This window comes from Curtobacterium poinsettiae (genome assembly GCF_025677645.1).
In the GTDB taxonomy this organism is placed as follows: Bacteria; Actinomycetota; Actinomycetes; order Actinomycetales; family Microbacteriaceae; genus Curtobacterium; species Curtobacterium poinsettiae_A.
The window spans coordinates 596,198-612,084 of the sequence record NZ_CP106879.1 but is presented as its reverse complement, the minus strand read 5'-3'; the positions used below and the strand labels follow the sequence as shown (position 1 = coordinate 612,084).

The 15,887-nt window shown below is 69.5% G+C and carries 11 protein-coding genes; 2 read left to right on the top strand and 9 right to left on the bottom strand.

Annotated elements, in window-relative coordinates:
- The first annotated feature begins 39 nt into the window (after window positions 1-39).
- Window positions 40-882 (top strand): NmrA family NAD(P)-binding protein, encoded by an 843-nt coding sequence (locus OE229_RS03015; protein ID WP_262139684.1) that lies wholly within the window; start codon window positions 40-42, stop codon window positions 880-882.
- Here the strand turns inward: OE229_RS03015 and OE229_RS03010 are convergent.
- From OE229_RS03010 to OE229_RS02975, 8 genes are all read right to left on the bottom strand, one after another.
- Window positions 875-1,705: a triose-phosphate isomerase family protein gene (locus tag OE229_RS03010; protein WP_262139682.1), complete on the bottom strand. Its 831-nt coding sequence runs from the start codon at window positions 1,703-1,705 to the stop codon at window positions 875-877. The genes OE229_RS03015 and OE229_RS03010 overlap by 8 nt on opposite strands.
- A complete protein-coding gene (locus OE229_RS03005; protein WP_262139680.1) occupies window positions 1,702-3,408 on the bottom strand; it encodes a dihydroxyacetone kinase family protein in 1,707 nt (568 codons plus the stop codon). Before OE229_RS03005 ends, OE229_RS03010 begins: the two co-directional genes overlap by 4 nt.
- Window positions 3,405-4,796 carry an MFS transporter gene (locus OE229_RS03000; RefSeq protein WP_262139678.1) on the bottom strand — a complete coding sequence of 464 codons (1,392 nt, stop codon included), beginning with the start codon at window positions 4,794-4,796 and terminating at the stop codon, window positions 3,405-3,407. The genes OE229_RS03005 and OE229_RS03000 overlap by 4 nt, the downstream gene beginning before the upstream one ends.
- Before the next feature lie 120 nt (window positions 4,797-4,916).
- Window positions 4,917-5,705 (bottom strand): SDR family NAD(P)-dependent oxidoreductase, encoded by a 789-nt coding sequence (locus tag OE229_RS02995; protein ID WP_262139676.1) that lies wholly within the window; start codon window positions 5,703-5,705, stop codon window positions 4,917-4,919.
- Window positions 5,706-5,721: 16 nt separating this feature from the next.
- Window positions 5,722-6,675 (bottom strand): 3-hydroxyacyl-CoA dehydrogenase family protein, encoded by a 954-nt coding sequence (locus tag OE229_RS02990; protein WP_262139674.1) that lies wholly within the window; start codon window positions 6,673-6,675, stop codon window positions 5,722-5,724.
- Window positions 6,672-7,694 carry a sugar phosphate isomerase/epimerase family protein gene (locus OE229_RS02985; RefSeq protein ID WP_262139672.1) on the bottom strand — a complete coding sequence of 341 codons (1,023 nt, stop codon included), beginning with the start codon at window positions 7,692-7,694 and terminating at the stop codon, window positions 6,672-6,674. Before OE229_RS02985 ends, OE229_RS02990 begins: the two co-directional genes overlap by 4 nt.
- Window positions 7,695-7,787: 93 nt before the next feature.
- A complete protein-coding gene (locus tag OE229_RS02980) occupies window positions 7,788-8,504 on the bottom strand; it encodes a GntR family transcriptional regulator (protein ID WP_182064177.1) in 717 nt (238 codons plus the stop codon).
- 931 nt (window positions 8,505-9,435) lie between these two features.
- Window positions 9,436-13,848, bottom strand: a complete 4,413-nt coding sequence (locus tag OE229_RS02975; RefSeq protein WP_263344995.1) for an RHS repeat-associated core domain-containing protein — start codon at window positions 13,846-13,848, stop codon at window positions 9,436-9,438.
- Between the two features lie 237 nt (window positions 13,849-14,085).
- Here OE229_RS02975 and OE229_RS02970 point away from each other — a divergent pair, with 237 nt between their 5' ends.
- Window positions 14,086-14,940: an aminoglycoside phosphotransferase family protein gene (locus OE229_RS02970; RefSeq protein ID WP_262139668.1), complete on the top strand. Its 855-nt coding sequence runs from the start codon at window positions 14,086-14,088 to the stop codon at window positions 14,938-14,940.
- Window positions 14,941-14,961: 21 nt separating this feature from the next.
- On the opposite strand, the gene OE229_RS02965 is transcribed toward OE229_RS02970, so the two are convergent.
- Window positions 14,962-15,879, bottom strand: a complete 918-nt coding sequence (locus OE229_RS02965; RefSeq protein ID WP_262139666.1) for a GNAT family N-acetyltransferase — start codon at window positions 15,877-15,879, stop codon at window positions 14,962-14,964.
- Window positions 15,880-15,887 lie beyond the last annotated feature (8 nt).

Sequence of the window (15,887 nt, the reverse complement as noted above, 5' to 3'; positions counted from 1 at the left end):
GCGCTACCAACGCGCTGTTTCCATCGATACGGAGAAGCCATGATCGTCATCACCGGGGCCACCGGAGCCCTCAACGGCGCCACCGCCGACCACCTGCTCGAGCACCTCGCGCCGTCCGACCTGGCGGTGGTGGCCCGTGATCCGGCCCGAGCACAGCGGTTCGCCGACCGCGGTGTCGAGGTCCGCCGCGGCGACTACGCCGAACCGGAGGCCCTGCCGGCAGCCTTCGCGGGCGCCGATCAGCTCCTGCTCGTCTCGTCGAGCGACCCGGCCGCCGACGCCGTCGCGCTGCACCGTGCCGCGGTCGACGCAGCCGTGGACGCCGGTGTCGGCCGGGTCCTGTACACGAGCCACCAGGGCGCCGCGCACGGTTCGCCCTTCGTGCCCGCAGCGCACCACGCCGCCACCGAGGACCTGCTCCGCGACTCCGGGCTGCCGTGGACGAGCCTGCGGAACGGCTTCTACGCGCACAGCGCCGCCTGGATGACGGGCCCGTGGCAGGAGACCGGCACGGTTTCCGTCCCCGTCGACGGCCCGGTGTCGTGGACCGCCCGCGAGGACGCCGCCGAGGCAGCCGCCGCGATCCTGCTCGCCGACCAGCCGTTCGACGGGCCGGTGACGCTCACCGCTCCGGACGCGCCGACCTTCGCCGACCTGGCTCGGCAGGCGTCCGAGGTGTCCGGTCGGACGATCGGGTTCGAGGCCCTGGGTGAGGACGAGTGGCGTGCCCGTGCGCTGGCAGCGGGGCAGGACCCGCACATGGTCGCGTTCCTGCTCGGCATGTACCAGGCCGCCGAGCGGGGCCTGTTCGCCGGCACCGATCCGCTGCTCGGCGAGCTGCTCGGTCGCGCCCCACGGCCGGTCCGCGACCAGCTCAGTTGAGCGCCGCGACCTCGTCGAGGATCGCCTCGACCGCGGCGGGGTCGTGGGCGAACCGTCCGAGGAACAGCCCGCCGATCCGCCCCTGCCCCCGGGTGAGCAGCCCGGGTCCGGCGCTGCCCCCGTAGAGGACGGTGCTGCCGTGCAGCTCGGGCCGGGTGGCGAGGTGCTGATCGATCCCGGCGAGCACCGCCACGATGTGGTCGTCCGGTGCGGGGGCCGGTGCGCCGATCGCCCACACCGGTTCGTAGGCGACGGTCAGGGGTCCGGCGAGACCGTCCGCGACGGCGGTCGAGACGGCCCGGTCGAGCTGCGCGGTCACCGCCGCCACGGCCTCGGTCGGATTGGGCCCACGCGAGCCGGTTCCGGCGCGCTGCGGAGCTCGCGGAGCAGCGTGACGGCCGAGCTCGTGGGGAGAGGCCCGGTCCGGCTCCCCGACGCAGACCAGCGGACGCAGGTGGTTGCGGAACGCCGCGTGCACCTTCCCCGCGATCGTCGCGTCGTCCTCGTGGAACAGGGAACGCCGTTCGGCGTGCCCGATCTCGACCAGGTCGACGCCGATCTCCCGCAGTTCGGCGCCGGAGACCTCGCCGGTGAACGCGCCCGCGTCGGCCCACGACAGGTCCTGCGCGGCGAGGAGCACTCCCGACCCGGCGAGCAGGTCACGCACCGGGACGAGGGCCGGGAACGTCGGCGCCACGAAGAGCGACGCAGCACCCGAGCGCACCGCCGGGTGTCGCCGGGCGATGTCCGTGACCTCGGCCGCCCACGACAGCGTCCGGGCGTGCGAGAAGTACGTCTTCAGCGACACCCCGACGGTGATCACGGGGCGACCGTCTCCACGACGAGGGCGAAGGACAGTGCGCCGGGGTCCGCGGTGCCGACGGCCTGGTCGGCGTGCGTCCGCGCCCGACCCATCCTCGGCACGAGGGACTCCGTGGCGTCCGCTGCTTCGCGGGCGGCACGGACGGCGTCACCCCAGGCCTCGGCGAGCGCAGCCCCGGCGTCGAGCCGGGTGCGGAGCACCTCGTCGAACGGCACCAGCGCGTCCACCATCGTCTTGTCACCGACGGTGGCGCCGAACGCGAGCACGGCCTCGGTGGCCGCGCGGACCCCCTGCGCGACGGTGGCACCCGACGGACGCGAGTCGTCCCCGACCACGCGACCCAGTGCCTCCAGGGCGGCACCCCAGATCGCACCGGACGTGCCGCCGGCCTTGTCGGACCAGGCGTCCGCGGCGACCAGCAGGATGGTGCCGGCACCGGCACCGCGGGTGACCGCGTCGGCGGCTGCGGCGTCGGCGGCGTGCGATCCGCGCTGCATCCCGATGCCGTGGTCGCCGTCGCCGGCCACGGCGTCGATGCGACCGAGTTCGTCGGCGTGCTCGTCGAGGACGGCGCGGACCGCGGCGAACCCGGCGGCGACCCGCTCGGCGACCGCGCGTGACTCGTCACTCGCCGGGCCGATGCCCACGCCCTCGGCGTCCGCCGCCACGGTGGACGGGTCGACGCGCTGTTCGGCGACCGCGCCGCCCTTGCGGTAGGCGGGGGTGTCCGCTGGCGCTGCCCACAGTTCCTCGAGCTCGTCGTCGAGCCAGAACAGCGTCAGGGAGACCCCGGCCATGTCGAAGCTCGTGACGAGTTCGCCGACCTCGGGCTCCACGATGACGACCCCGGCGTCCGCCAGGCGCCGCTGCACCGAGCGGTAGACGACGAAGAGCTCCTCGTACTTGACCGAGCCCAGACCGTTCAGGATCGGGACCACCCGCTGGCCCTCGAGTGCCACGCCGTCGGGCAGTTCGTCGAGCAGCCGGCACACCAGCAGCTCGGCCAGGCCGTCCGCGGTGGGCACGTCCGTCTCGTCGATGCCACGCTCGCCGTGGATGCCCATGCCGATCGCCATCCGCCCCTCGGGCACCGTGAACAGGGGTTCCTCGGCACCCGGCAGCGAGCACCCGGAGAAGGCGACGCCGAAGCTCCGCGTCCGGTCGTTCGCCCGCTCGGCGACGGCGGTGACCGTGTCGAGGTCGTCCCCGCGCTCGGCGGCGGCGCCGGCGACCTTGAAGACGCAGAGGTCACCCGCGATGCCGCGGCGCTTCGCGCGGTCGTCGGCCGGGGCACTCGTCACGTCGTCGGTGACGCGGACCGTCCGGACCGGGATGCCGTCGGCCTCGAGCGTGCGCGCCGCGGCGTCGAAGTTCAGGACGTCACCGGCGTAGTTGCCGTAGCTGAGCAGCACACCACCGCCGTGCTCGGCAGCCCGCGCGACACCGGCCACCTGCTGGGCGCTCGGGCTGGCGAACAGGTTGCCCATCGCCGCACCCGCGGCCAGGCCGTGCCCGACCAGTCCGCCGAATGCGGGGTAGTGGCCCGAACCCCCGCCGATCACGACCGCGACGGTGCCGTCGGGGCTCGTGGTGGAACGGGCGACCCCGCCGTGCACCTTCCGCACCCACCGCTCGTTCGCGGCGACGAAGCCGTCGGTCGCCTCGTCGGCGAAGTCCGCCGGGTCGTTGAACAGTCTGGTCATCGCTTGCTGCCCTTCGGGTCGGTGGTGCGGACGTGCGAGGTGTCGAGCAGTTCGTCGGCCTTGGCCCCGCGGAAGAACCTGGTGCAGAAGATCATCACCGCGGCGACGAACGCCAGGACGCCGAGCGAGACGATGCCGAACGCACCGCTGTCGGTGGGCACCACCTCGTTGATCGCGGTGCGCATGATCGGGGCGACGAACCCGCCGAGGTTGCCGAGCGAGTTGATCAGGCCGATGCCCGCGGCGGCTGCGGCACCGGTCAGGAACGCCGTCGGGTACGCCCAGGTGATCGGGCCGACGGCCAGGAAGCTCGCGACGGCCAGGGTGATGAACAGGATGCCGAGCACCGGCTGCCCGTTCGCACCCGCCCACGCCGAGCCGAGGATCGACAGGCCGGTCGTGACGTAGAACAGGGTGCCCCAGCGACGACGGCGTCCGACGGAGTCCGCACGCGACCCGATCAGGTAGCAGGCGACGAGTCCGACGAGCCACGGGATCGCGGAGACCAGACCGACCTGCCAACCGACGTCCTGCCCGAGCAGCGAGGACACCTGCTGCGGCAGGTAGAACGTCGTGCCGTACACGGCGACCTGCAGGCAGAAGTAGATGATCGTGAAGTACCAGACGCGCCCGCTCGCCATCGCGCGCCAGATGCCCTTCGGGCCGTCCTCGCTGCGGGCGGTGTCCTCGCGCTCCATGGCCGCGGTGAGCGACGCCTTCTCGCCCGGTTCGAGCCACTTCGCCTGCTGCGGGCTGTTCGTCAGGAACACCAGGGCCGCGATGCCCGCCAGCACCGCGAGGATCCCCTCGCCGGCGAACATGACCTGCCAGCCGTGGAACGGTGTGACCTGGTCGCCGATGCTGATCAGGCCGCCGGACAGCGGGGCGCCGATCATCTGCGAGAACGGCTGCGCCAGGTAGAAGATCGCGAACATGCGCACGCGCACCTTGTTCGGGAACCACTCGGACAGGTACATGATCACGCCCGGGAACAACCCGGCCTCGGTCACACCCAGGATGAACCGCAGGATGATGAACATCGTGTCGTTCGTCGTGAAGGCGAACAGTGCGGCGACGATGCCCCACGTGACGGCGATGCGGGCGAGCCAGAAGCGCGCACCGAACCGCTTGAGCAGCAGGTTCGACGGGATCTCGAAGATCGCGTAGCCGATGAAGAAGATGCCGGCGCCCAGGGCGAAGGCGGCGTCGGAGATGCCGCGGTCGACGCGCAGGGCCTCTTCGGCGAAACCGACGTTCGTGCGGTCGAGGAACGCGACGAAGTACAGGATGACGAGCATCGGCATGAGGTGCTTGGTCGCCTTGCCGATGGCGGATTTCAGGCCGGGGTCGTTCGTCGACCCGAGCGCGGGGGCAGGGGGTAGTGACACGGGTTCGCTCCTTTGCGAGCACGGTGCGGTCGTTCTGGCGTCCGGCGGTCGGTTCGGTCGTCCGGACGGGAGGCACGGATCGCGTCGCACGGTCGGCGCGCGTTCCGTGGGCGGCTGGCCCTAGTGCATGTACAGGCCGCCGTCGACGTTGAGCGTCTGGCCCGTGACGAACCCGGCGTCCTCGCTGATCAGGTACGCGATCGCTGCAGCGATGTCCCGCGGGGTGCCGATGCGCGGCAGCACGCCGTCGGCGGCCATCTCGGCCTTCCGCTCCTCGGACAGGGTGCCGCCCATGATGTCGGTGTCGATCGGACCGGGGGCGATGGCGTTGACGGTGACGCCGCGCGGGCCGAGCTCGCGCGCCAGTCCGCGGGTCAGGCCGATCACGCCGGCCTTCGCCACCGTGTACGGGGTCTTGCTGAAGGTGCCGCCGCCGCGCTGGGCGGAGACGGACGACAGGTTCACGATGCGCCCGTAGCCGGACCGCACCATCGACTCCGCCGCCCGCAGGCTGGCGAAGTGCACGCCGTCGAGGTTGATCGACAACACCCGGTGCCACTCCCCCTCGGGCAGGTCGAGGTAGGCGTGCGCGGACGAGACCCCGGCCAGGTTCACCAGTGCGGTGATGGGCCGGAGTTCGGCCTCGATCGTGTCGAACGCTGCACGGACGGCGGACTCGTCGGCGACGTTCGCCCCGACGCCGACCGCGCGGACGCCGTGCTGGTCGCGGATCTCGGCTGCGACCTGTTCGCTCGCCGTCTGGTCGAGGTCGATGATCGCGACGTCCCACCCGGCCTCGGCCAGGTGGTGGGCGGTGGCGCGGCCGATGCCCCGCGGTGAGGCGGCCCCGGTGAGGACGACGGTGCGGGTCTGGGGGTCCTGGGAGCCCTGGGAGTTCTGCGTGCTCATCGTTCGTGCTCCGGGCTCAGTGGATCGGTGCCGGGCCGAGCTCGTCGAGCAGCTTCTGCATCGCGACGTAGGCCTTGTTCCGGTAGGCGACGAGTTCCGGCGTGCGGTCGGCCGGCACCTCGAGGTACCCGGCGCCGGACTTCGTGCCGAGCTCACCGGCGTCGACGTGCTGCTGCAGCGACGGCGGGGTGGCGAAGCGCTCGGGCCAGCGGGTCTGCAGCGACTCGAAGCAGAACGCGTAGACGTCGAGACCGGCCATGTCGGCGATCGCGAACGGGCCGAAGAACGGCAGGCGGAACCCGAACGTGGTCCGCACGATGGTGTCGATGTCGTCGGGGCTCGCGATGCCCTCGTCGGCGATCTTCGTGGCCTCCTCGAACAGCGCGTACTGCAGGCGGTTCAGGACGAACCCGGTCGAGTCCTTCACGCGCGCCGACTGCTTGCCGGTCGCGGCGACGACGGTCTCGCCGACCTCGATTGCGTGCTCGTTCGTGGTCGGGTGCGGGATGAGCTCGACGCCGGGGATGAACGGTGCCGGGTTCGAGAAGTGCACGCCGAGGAACCGCTCCGGGCCCACGACCGCCTCGGCCAGCGACTCGATCAGGATCGTCGAGGTGTTCGAGCCGATCACGGCGTCGGGGCGGGCGGCTTCGCTGATGCGGCGGAGCGTCGCGTGCTTGATCTCGAGCTTCTCCGGCACGGCCTCCTCGATGAAGTCCGCGTCGGCGACAGCGGCCTCGATCGACTCTGCGGCGCTCAGGTGTGCGCGGACCCGTTCGACGGCGTCCTCGGGGAACAGCCCGTCGGCGACGAACTGTTCGGTCTCTCCGAGCAGTCGCTCCAGGTTCTGCTGGGCGATCTCGGCCGAGACGTCGGCGATCCGGACGGTGTGGCCGGCGAGGGCGAGGACCTGGGCGATCCCGCCGCCCATGTAGCCGGACCCGACGACGGCGATGTCGAGGGTGCTCATCGGATTGCTCCTTCGGTGCTGGTTGCTGCAGTCGGGGTCGCCGTCGCGTCGAGCGTCGTCGTCGCGAGGACGGACCGGATGTACTGCTGGTTGGTGGCGCAGACGCCGAGGCTGTCCCCGCCGTACTGCTCGGTCATGACGATCCCGCGGAACCCGTCGGCGACGGCGTCGCGCAGGACCTGGCGGTAGTTGATGAGGCCCGTCTCCATGGTGCTCGGAGCGCTCGTCGCCCAGCTGCCGTCGCCGGCCTCGTCACGCGTGTAGTTCTTCACGTGCAGGTAGTTCGTGTGCGGCATGGTCTTCGCGAACAGTTCCCGCCAGTCCTCGATCGGCCGGTGCAGGCGGATGAGGTTCGCGACGTCCGCGTTCAGGCCGACGTTGTCGAGCCCGATGTCCTCGACCAGGCGGACCGCGCTGTCGGCGGTGCCGAGGTACGTGTCCTCGTACAGCTCGAGTGCCATCGGCAGCCCGACGCTCGCAGCGTGCTCGCCGAGCTCCCGCAGTCGCTTGACCGCGGCGTTCCAGACCTCCGGGTCGTCGGGGTCCTTGGGACCCGGCGCAGTCCAGAACCAGAGCGCACGCTTCTGGGCCTCGGTGAACGGCTGGTGCAGGCCCGTCGAGAACACCTGCATGCCCCACTCGGCCGCCGCGTCGATGGTGCGGTGGGCGTAGGCGAGGTTCTCGTCCTCGTGCCCGGGCTGGATGACGCTCTTGCGCTGCAGGTGCACGGACGGGATGCCGATGCCGTGCGACTTCGCGACGGCGAACAGCTCGTCGCGGCGCGAGGCTTCGAGATCTGCGGGCCGGATGTGGCTGTCGGCGAGTTCGGCGAGCGAGAAGCCGACGGCCTCGATCTGCCCGAACACCTCGTCCCACACTTCGGCGGGGGCGTCGTGGAAGGCCGTCCCGTCGCGGGTGACCTGCGCGAACCCGTGCAGGCACGCGGCGATCGGCCAGGTCTCCGACGTCCAGGTGGTGGGGTCCCAATCCTGGTCGACCCAGTCCTGCGGAGTGGTCACGGAATGCTCCCTTGCATGTCGTGGTGGTTCAGCGATGAACCTCTTTCCTATAGGAAAGATACTCGTACGTCGCCGGAACGCAACCCCTCTGCCTCAGCTCGTGTGGGACGCGTCGGCGCGCGAACGCAACCGGACGGCGTCGATGTGGAGCCGCATCGCGGCGACGGCCGACGTCGGGTCCGCAGCCAGCGCCTCCAGGATGGCCCGGTGTTCCTGGACCGCACGATCCGTGTCGTCCCCGCCACCCTCGACGATCTGCCGCATGCGGTGCACGCGCGTCGTGATGATCTCGGACATCTCCTCGAGGAACGGGTTCCGCGTTGCGTCGAAGATCAGCTGGTGGAACTGCCAGTCGCTGCGGAAGAAGCGGGCCATCAGCTCTTCCGGAGCGTGCGCAGCACCGACGGACGCGACCTCGGCGGCCACCGCAGCCTGCTCGTCGAGCGCTGCCACCAGTCGCTCGCGCAGACCGTCCACGTCGCCGCGGGCCGCGAGTTCGACCGCGCCGCTCTCCACGATGAGCCGGGCGTCGAACAGGGCCTCGAGCTGGTCGCCGGCCAGGGGCGGGGAGACCCGGTACCCCTTGTTCGCTTCGCGGGTGACCAGGCCCGTACGTTCGAGTTGCACCAGGGCTTCGCGCACCGGGGTCGGCGAGACCCCGAGGGAGCGCGCCAGTCCGTCGATCGACAGTCGCATGCCCGGTTCGACGTCGTGGCCCATCAGGACCTCGAGCACCCGGTCGTAGACGCGGTCGCGCAGGCCGAGCTGCGTGATGCGCTCCGTCCCGAAGCCGGGCATGGTCGTGGACATGGGTCGATCCTAGAGAATCCATGACTCGGGCTCGGTGCGAGGACTCCGGGGCACGCTGGGCCGTCGCCGGGGCTCCACTCCCGCGAGATCGACTGGCCCGCAGGTCCAGGCCGACGGCAGACTTGCTCGGGGTATCACGGGCCTTCAGCCCCTTGAGCTGCTTGCTCGCAACATCCGTCGCGCTCTCCCGCGACGCCCACTGCTGAGCACCTCGAGGATGAGCACGAAACGGTGAAGCATTCAGCGCCCCTTCACCGGGAATTTTTGCGGGACAGTCATACCGGAAGCCCCTGGTCAGACAGCAGAAGACAACGGAGCGCTCTGAGGGCGACAGTTGGCGTGTAGCGGTGAACAACCGGCTATCGGACAGCGTTTCGCCTCCTGTGTGATCCTGCGGGTATGCCCTACCGAGGCTTCTGCGCCCTCACCGGTTCCGACATCACCAGTAGAGCCTCTTTAGGGCCATACTGTGCCCTTTCGACAGCCAGATGCTTCACGCCGCGTAGGAGCTCCGCCACGGAGTGAGCCGGCCCTGGCGTACGCCGACCTTCGCCTACCTGGAATTCGCTTCCGAATGCTCCCGACCGGCTCGGTCGGAGGCTTGCCTCGATATGCCGGTCAGATGGCCAATAAGAATGCCGAGCGACCCACCTGCTACACCACCAAAGACGCCCGCAATGCTGGGAAGCACGAAGACCATAACAAAAGCGACGATACAAAGTGCTGCCGATACTGTAACCAAGGGCCGTGAGATTATTCGCTTACCTCTATTCCCCTCACCCCGCAGAAGCAGCATAGCCAATATGGCTAGCACGCTCCCCGGGACCCACAACGCTCCCATGTCAGATCGTTGTTCCAGCCTGAGCGCCGCAAGTGCGCCAAGCCAGCCAAATGAGAGCGCAATCACGCCCACTAGTAAACCCCTGCGCATTTAATAACCGCCTGCTGTAGCAACGAGTAGTTCAGGGTTGTCGGCATACAGATCAGGCATGTTGCGAGGAATTCCGCCGAGTGCGCATGCTCCCGCATAGGCAAGGCCGCCAACTCCTGCTGCGGCGGAAACCGCAAATCCGCCCAATAGCCCGGTAATGCCAGTACCAAAGGTTACTGTTGTGCCGACTCCGAGACCGCAAGCCTGATCGTACACATCGTCGTAAGCGCTCTTGCCGGAGGCGTCGGAGGCATTGAGCGGATCGGTCCCTGCATAGGCATACCGGTTCCCGTTACGAGAGTCGAGGGGTGCGTCGAGGGTGTCGCGTTCGATCCACCCGCCAGTGACGCTGGTCTGCCACCGGTACCCGAATTTCGTGAGGCCATTGTCGGTGCTGGACGAGCGCAGGCCGCTCTTGAATCCGTAGGGATTTTGCTGCCACTGGGCGCTTTCGCCGCCGATCTTGACGGTTTCGACGCCGTAGGGGTCGTACGAGACGGTGTAGGCCGTCTTGCCTGTGTCGGCGATCGCGGCGGCCGGGCTGCCGGTGCCGTCGATGACCCACATGCTCGTGGTGCCATCAGTCGTCTGCAGGTCCAGCGGCTGCCCAGTGCCAGGGTCGCTGATGACCGACGCGGTTCCGGTGCCGGCGATGGTGCGGCTGGTCACCACGGGGACACCGTTGGAGTCGGACGTGCCATACGTGTAGTCGTACTCCGCTCCCCCGTCGGTGGCCTGCGAGAGCAGCTTGTTCATGTCGCCGCCGGCGTACTCATAGCGGGTGGTGACACCGTCCTTCGTGGAGGACGTCATCTGCTGCGCACCGTTGTAGGTGAACGTCTGCCCGGGTGCCGTCACCATGTTGCCAACGCCGTCGTACGCGTAACCATCGGTCGTGATCTGCCCGACGGTGTTGTAGGTCAGCGTCTGCGAGCTCGTGACGTTGCCGCCGCGCTTGGCGGTGAGCCGGTTCCCGGCGGCGTCGTAGGTGTACGCCCACGTGATGTTCGTCGCGCCGCCGGCCTGCGCTGCCTTGGTGAGGCGGCTGTTCGAGTCATACGTGTACGTGGTGGTCTGCTGGGTGATGTTGTCCTTGACCCACTGGATCCTGTCCGTGGCGTTCGCACTGTTCGTCGCCGAGCAGTCGCTCCCGGCGTCGATCCCGGTGATGTAGCAGTACGTCAGGCTCACGACGGGCTTGGACGGGTCATCGGCGTTCACGGCGCGAACATCGGTGACGTGGTCGGACACCCCGTAGGTGATCGTCTGGTGCGCCTGCCACGACGTCGGGTCCTCGGTGGGGTCCGTGTTCTCGACGGCGCCGAGCCAGGTGTCGGTGCGGCGGCCGTGGTCGTCGTTCTTGTAGACCTGCTTCGCCGTCCCGCCGTTCGCGGTCGGGTAGGTGGTGCGAGTCAGGACGTTGGCGACGTCGTAGTCGTGCGTGACCGTGCCGTGGCCGTCAGTGACGGTGTGGGTGTTGCCGGCGAGGTCGTAGCCGTAGGACACGGTGCTGCCGCCGGCGGTGTTCACCGTGGAGGTGAGCCGGTTCCGCTGGTCGTACGTGTTGGTGATGGTGCCCGTCGCGGACTGCTCAGACAGCTGGTTGCCGTTGCCGTCGTAGGTGTTCGTCACCGTTGCGGTGCCGTCATCGAACGCGGTCGTCAGGAGCCGGTCGTCGTTGTCGTACGTGTACGTCGTGACGCCGCCGTCACCGTCGGTGTAGCTCTTCACGCGGCCGAAGTCGTCGTAGGAGTACTTCTGCTCCCCGACCGTGTTCGCCGGCGCCGTGATGGCCAGCAGCTGGTCGTGGGTGTCGTACGAATACGTCGTCTTCCGATCCCCGTCGCCGGGAGCAGTCGCGGACTTCACCGCACCCCACGCGTACGGATCCGTGCCCTTCTTGTTGTACTCGAGCTCTGCCTTCGCCGCTTCCGGACCGGTGCCGCCCGTGGCGGTCGAGGTCTGGTTGCCGGGGCCGTCGTATTCGTACTTGGTCTCGTTGCCCGAGCTGTCTGTGGTTGATGCCGGCAGGTACGCCGTTGCAGCACCGGAGCCGTAGGTCGCCGTGCCCTTGGTGCCCGAACCGGTCTGGGTCTGGGTCAGGGACTGCTCGTTGTTGGCGCCGTAGGTGTTCTCGGTCTTGGATGCGCCCGCGCCGGCACCGACGGTGGAGTTCTCGACGCCGTTGTTCGTCGACTTGTAGGAGCGGGACTGTTCCCGCTTCGCGGCGTCGACGACGTTCGTGACGAGGTCGTTCCCGTCGAGGGTGTAGTTGGTGTACTTCGCATCCGCCACCGCGACCGACTGGTCCGACCGCGGGTCAGCGACCAACGTGGTGGTGTCGTCCTTGAACGAGAACCGCGTCACAGCGGTCCCAGGCGAGCCGGCGGTCGTATTGCGCTGCTCGACCTTGGTGACCCGGTCGGATGAGTCGTACGTGAACGCCGTCACCCCACCCTCGGGTGCCGTGATCGAGGTGAGGTCCCCGCTGGTGTAGGCGAACGTGGTCTTCTTGCCGGTTGCGTCCGTGTACGTGGTGATGTCGCCGGTGCTGTTCTTCGTCCACGACACCGAACGCGAGCTCGAGCCGCTGGTCTGCGAGAACGTCTGCACACCGCTCGCGTACGACGAGTTCGCCGTCCGCGCCCCCGCCACACCGGCGGTCGAGACGAGGGACTTCAGCGTGTAGCCGGGCTCGTCGGAGTTGAAGCTGATCTGGTTCTGGTTCCGGTCCACGATCGACGTCGGCTGGCCGGCGAGGTTGAAGTGCGTGGTCGAGTTCGACGTCCACCCCTTCAGCGTGTACTCATGCGTCGTGGAGTTGTCGACGCGGGTCAGGGTCTGCGGCAGACCGGCCGGGCTGATGAACGCACCCTGCGCCCCCGACGGACGGAACTGCCACGCCGTGCCGACAGCGTCGGTGTAGATGACACCGTCGGCGTTCGCGGTGAGATCCCCCGCGCCGGCGAGGGCGTACTGCCACCGGTTCGCATCCATCGTGTTCGCATCCCCCACGGTGGTGCTGCGGGAGTTGTACGCGGCACCGATCGTGGTGTTCTGCGTCACACCCGGCAGGCTCATCGCCGTCGTGGTGACGAGCAGGTTGCCGGTGCCGACGTCGACGGACGCGTTGGTCTGGTCCGTGATCGGGAACGGCAGCGTCGTCGCCGAGGTGCGCTGACCGGTCCGGTTCGTGTTGCCCGGGCCACCAGGCAGCGAGTTGTAGGCACCCTGCAGGTCCACGAGGTAGTTCATCGCCGCCGTGCCCATGTTCTTGATGCGGATCTTCCCGTTCGCACCGACCGGCGCGACGACCGTGTTCGTGACCTTCGAGGTTCGGTCGCTGCTGATCGCTGACGACTCCGGCTCCGCGGCACCGTCGGCCCACATCTTCGCGTACGAGTCAGCACCGCTGTCGTTGACCGCGGTGAACGTCACGGCGACTGCGGACAGTCCCCCCTCGACCGTCGGAGCCCCCTGCACCCCGCCGACCTGGACCGTGAACGATGCGCCCGAGGCGATGCTCGAACTGTTGCGGGTGTCGATGAGCCGGCCGTTCAGCGGGGTGAAGCCACCACCCGGGTTCGACTGGAGGAAGTAGCCCTGGATGTCGACGACGAGGTCGATCTTCCCGCCCTCCGCGGCGGTGTCGATGCTGAACTTCCCGTCGGCGTTCAACGCGACCTGCGCGTTCATCGCCGTCGTCTGGCCCTCGTTGGAGTTGTAGTTCAGCACCCCCGTGCTGCGGGTCTCACCGGTCGGCGTGGGACGGACGTAGCCGGCCTTGGCCTCACGGTTGATCACGATGATGTTCACCGCGACCGCCGCAGCACCCGCCGGGATCCCATTCGACCCGGTCGCCTGGATGGTGCGCTGCGAACCTGCAGGGATCTGCCCCTGCGCGGCACCGATCCCGCCGCGGGAGTCCAGGACGCGAGCGGGCGACATCGCCACGAACCCACCGGCCGAGACACCGTTCTTCGTCGACGTGTAGTACCCGGTGACGTCGATGATCACCTTCGACTGCGCCGTCTCCGTCCGCACCTGGATCGTGCCGTCATCCGCCACCGCGAGCAGGCCCGTGTTCGACGTGTTCCCGCCGACACCAGAGTTGTAGATCATCATCAGTGTCGTCGTGTCGTCAGCGTCGGCGCGCATCTGCAGCTGCCCCGACCCCGACGGGTCGGCGATCGTGACCATCATCGTCACCGCGCCGATCCCGGACGACGGCAGTCCGGCGACTCCGGCGACCTGCACCGTGCGGAACACGCCCTTCTCGGTCGCACCACCCAACACGCGGGCGTTGGACGGCATCGGCACGTACTGCCCGCCCGTCCCGGTCACCGCAGCCTGCGCCGGTGCCGGCTGCGACACCACCACCAGCAACGAACCCAGCAGGGCGACCAACGTCACCACTGCCAGCATCACTCCACGAACACGACCGGACCACGACGCAGCGAACACGCGAAAAGAACCCCTCTAGGGCTGCCCAAGCTCACCAGTCCCTGCGACGGTGCTGTGCAACCAAACAGAACGTTACGGAGCTTCTCTCATGCCTGCGCCCCCACATGAGGGGGTCGAAAGTTCGACGGCGGAACCGATAAGGACCGGCCCGGAACGATCAGCGGAGCAGGACGGTAGCGTGCAGCCATGCACTGGGGGGACACCGGACTCGAGGTCGACCAGATCGCGTTCGTCCAGCAGACGCTTCCCGACGCCAACGTCGTGGCCGATGAGTCGTGGGGGCTCCTCGACACGAGGGTCCTGCACGTCCGCGCTGGCGACGACGGCTTCACCGTGAAGGCCTCCAGCCAGACCAACACGCACTTCCCCCGCGAGCTCGAAGCACACCGCACCGCCACCGCCGCACTCCGAGCCAGCGGGGACGCCGGTGCCCTCGTCGCCGCGAACGAGGAGCACCGCGTCCTCGTGCTCGAACGCGTCCCCGGGCACCTCGCCCTCGGCACCCCGGACGAGCACGACACCGACGTCCACCGACAGGCCGGAGCACTGCTCCGACGGCTGCACGACCAGGACACCCGCCACGACCCGACGTTCCTGCAGCACGAGCAGGCGAAGGCACTGGCCGCCCTCGACGCACCGCACCGGATCCCCGACGACGTGGTCGCCCGCGCACGAGCGGCACTACGCGCACTCCCGACCGACCACGCGACGCAGGCCCTCGTCCCGACCCACGGCGACTTCCACCCGCGCAACTGGATCGTCGACGGCGGCCGACTGCGCGTCATCGACTTCGGCCGCTTCGGCTGGCGCCCCGTGTCCTTCGACCTCACCCGCCTCGCGGTGCTGCACTGGCAGCACGATCCCGGGCTCGAAGCGGCGTTCTTCGACGGGTACGGCGACGATCCACGCACCCCGGACGCGTGGCGCTGGCTGCAACTCCGCGAAGCAGTGGGCACCGCGACCTGGGCCTACGCGGTCGGCGACGAGGGCTTCGAGGCCCAGGGCCACGACATGCTCCGAAATGCCCTCGCCGCGTTCTGACCCGTCAGGCCCGGACGCAGCTCACGGCACCCGCACGAACCGCGGCGCCCCACGGTCCCGCAGTCGGAAGCCGAGGTGCTGGTACAGCCCGATCGCCCCGGTGTTCCCGGCGGCCGCGTGCATGAGCGGGGTCTCCCCACGCTCCCGGATCCCGTGCGCGACGGCGAGCACCAACCGACGCCCGAACCCCTGCCCCCGGTACGTCTCGTCCGTGCACACCGCGCTGATCTCGGTCCACCCCGGCGGGTGCAGGCGCTCCCCCGCCATCGCGACGAGCCGTCCGTCCCGCCGGATGCCCAGGTACGTGCCGAGCTCGATCGTGCGCGGCAGGAACGGCCCCGGCTTCGTCCGCTCCACCAGGGCGGTCATCTCCGGCACGTCGTCGGGCGTCAGCACGACGGCTTCGTCGTCCGGCGCACCCTCGATCGCCTCGCCGGTCAGCTGCACGCCGCCGGCACCCTCGACGAGTTCCCACCCCTCGGGCAGGACGGCAGCCGCACCGACGCCGAGCATCCCGCCCGACCCGAGCAGCGCCCGGACGTCCTCCCAGTCCTGCGCGGTGGGCTGCGCGGGAATCCCCGTCCACACCGACACGTCGGTCTGGTAGCGGACCACGTCGCCGCGCCGCTCGGCGAACCGCGCGTGGTGGCTGTTCAGCGCGGCCATCGCGGGCGCGTCGAGCACGCGCGTCGGGGTGCCGTCGTCGGCGATGGTCAGGTCGAGGGTCCGGAGCGCCTCGCCGCGGGAGTCCCCGCCGCGGAACCCGAGGTCCTCGATCCGGCGGCGATCGCCGTCCGCCCACCCGGCGGTGTCCGCGACGACGCCCGAGGCGTACTGGTTCGTGGCGCGTTGCACGACCTGCTCGACGTCCGCTGCCGAGGCCACGAAGACCTCTCCGGGTCGGGGCAGCGCGGTCGAGGTCGGCGCAGTCGTCGTCATCCCACCAT

Excerpts from the sequence above, each read along its gene's own strand:
- OE229_RS03015 (WP_262139684.1), top strand. The coding sequence starts at position 40 with ATGATCGTCATCACCGGGGCCACCGGAGCCCTCAACGGCGCCACCGCC.
- OE229_RS03005 (WP_262139680.1), bottom strand. The coding sequence starts at position 3,408 with ATGACCAGACTGTTCAACGACCCGGCGGACTTCGCCGACGAGGCGACC.
- OE229_RS02995 (WP_262139676.1), bottom strand. The coding sequence starts at position 5,705 with ATGAGCACGCAGAACTCCCAGGGCTCCCAGGACCCCCAGACCCGCACC.
- OE229_RS02990 (WP_262139674.1), bottom strand. The coding sequence starts at position 6,675 with ATGAGCACCCTCGACATCGCCGTCGTCGGGTCCGGCTACATGGGCGGC.
- OE229_RS02980 (WP_182064177.1), bottom strand. The coding sequence starts at position 8,504 with ATGTCCACGACCATGCCCGGCTTCGGGACGGAGCGCATCACGCAGCTC.
- OE229_RS02970 (WP_262139668.1), top strand. The coding sequence starts at position 14,086 with ATGCACTGGGGGGACACCGGACTCGAGGTCGACCAGATCGCGTTCGTC.
- OE229_RS02965 (WP_262139666.1), bottom strand. The coding sequence starts at position 15,879 with ATGACGACGACTGCGCCGACCTCGACCGCGCTGCCCCGACCCGGAGAG.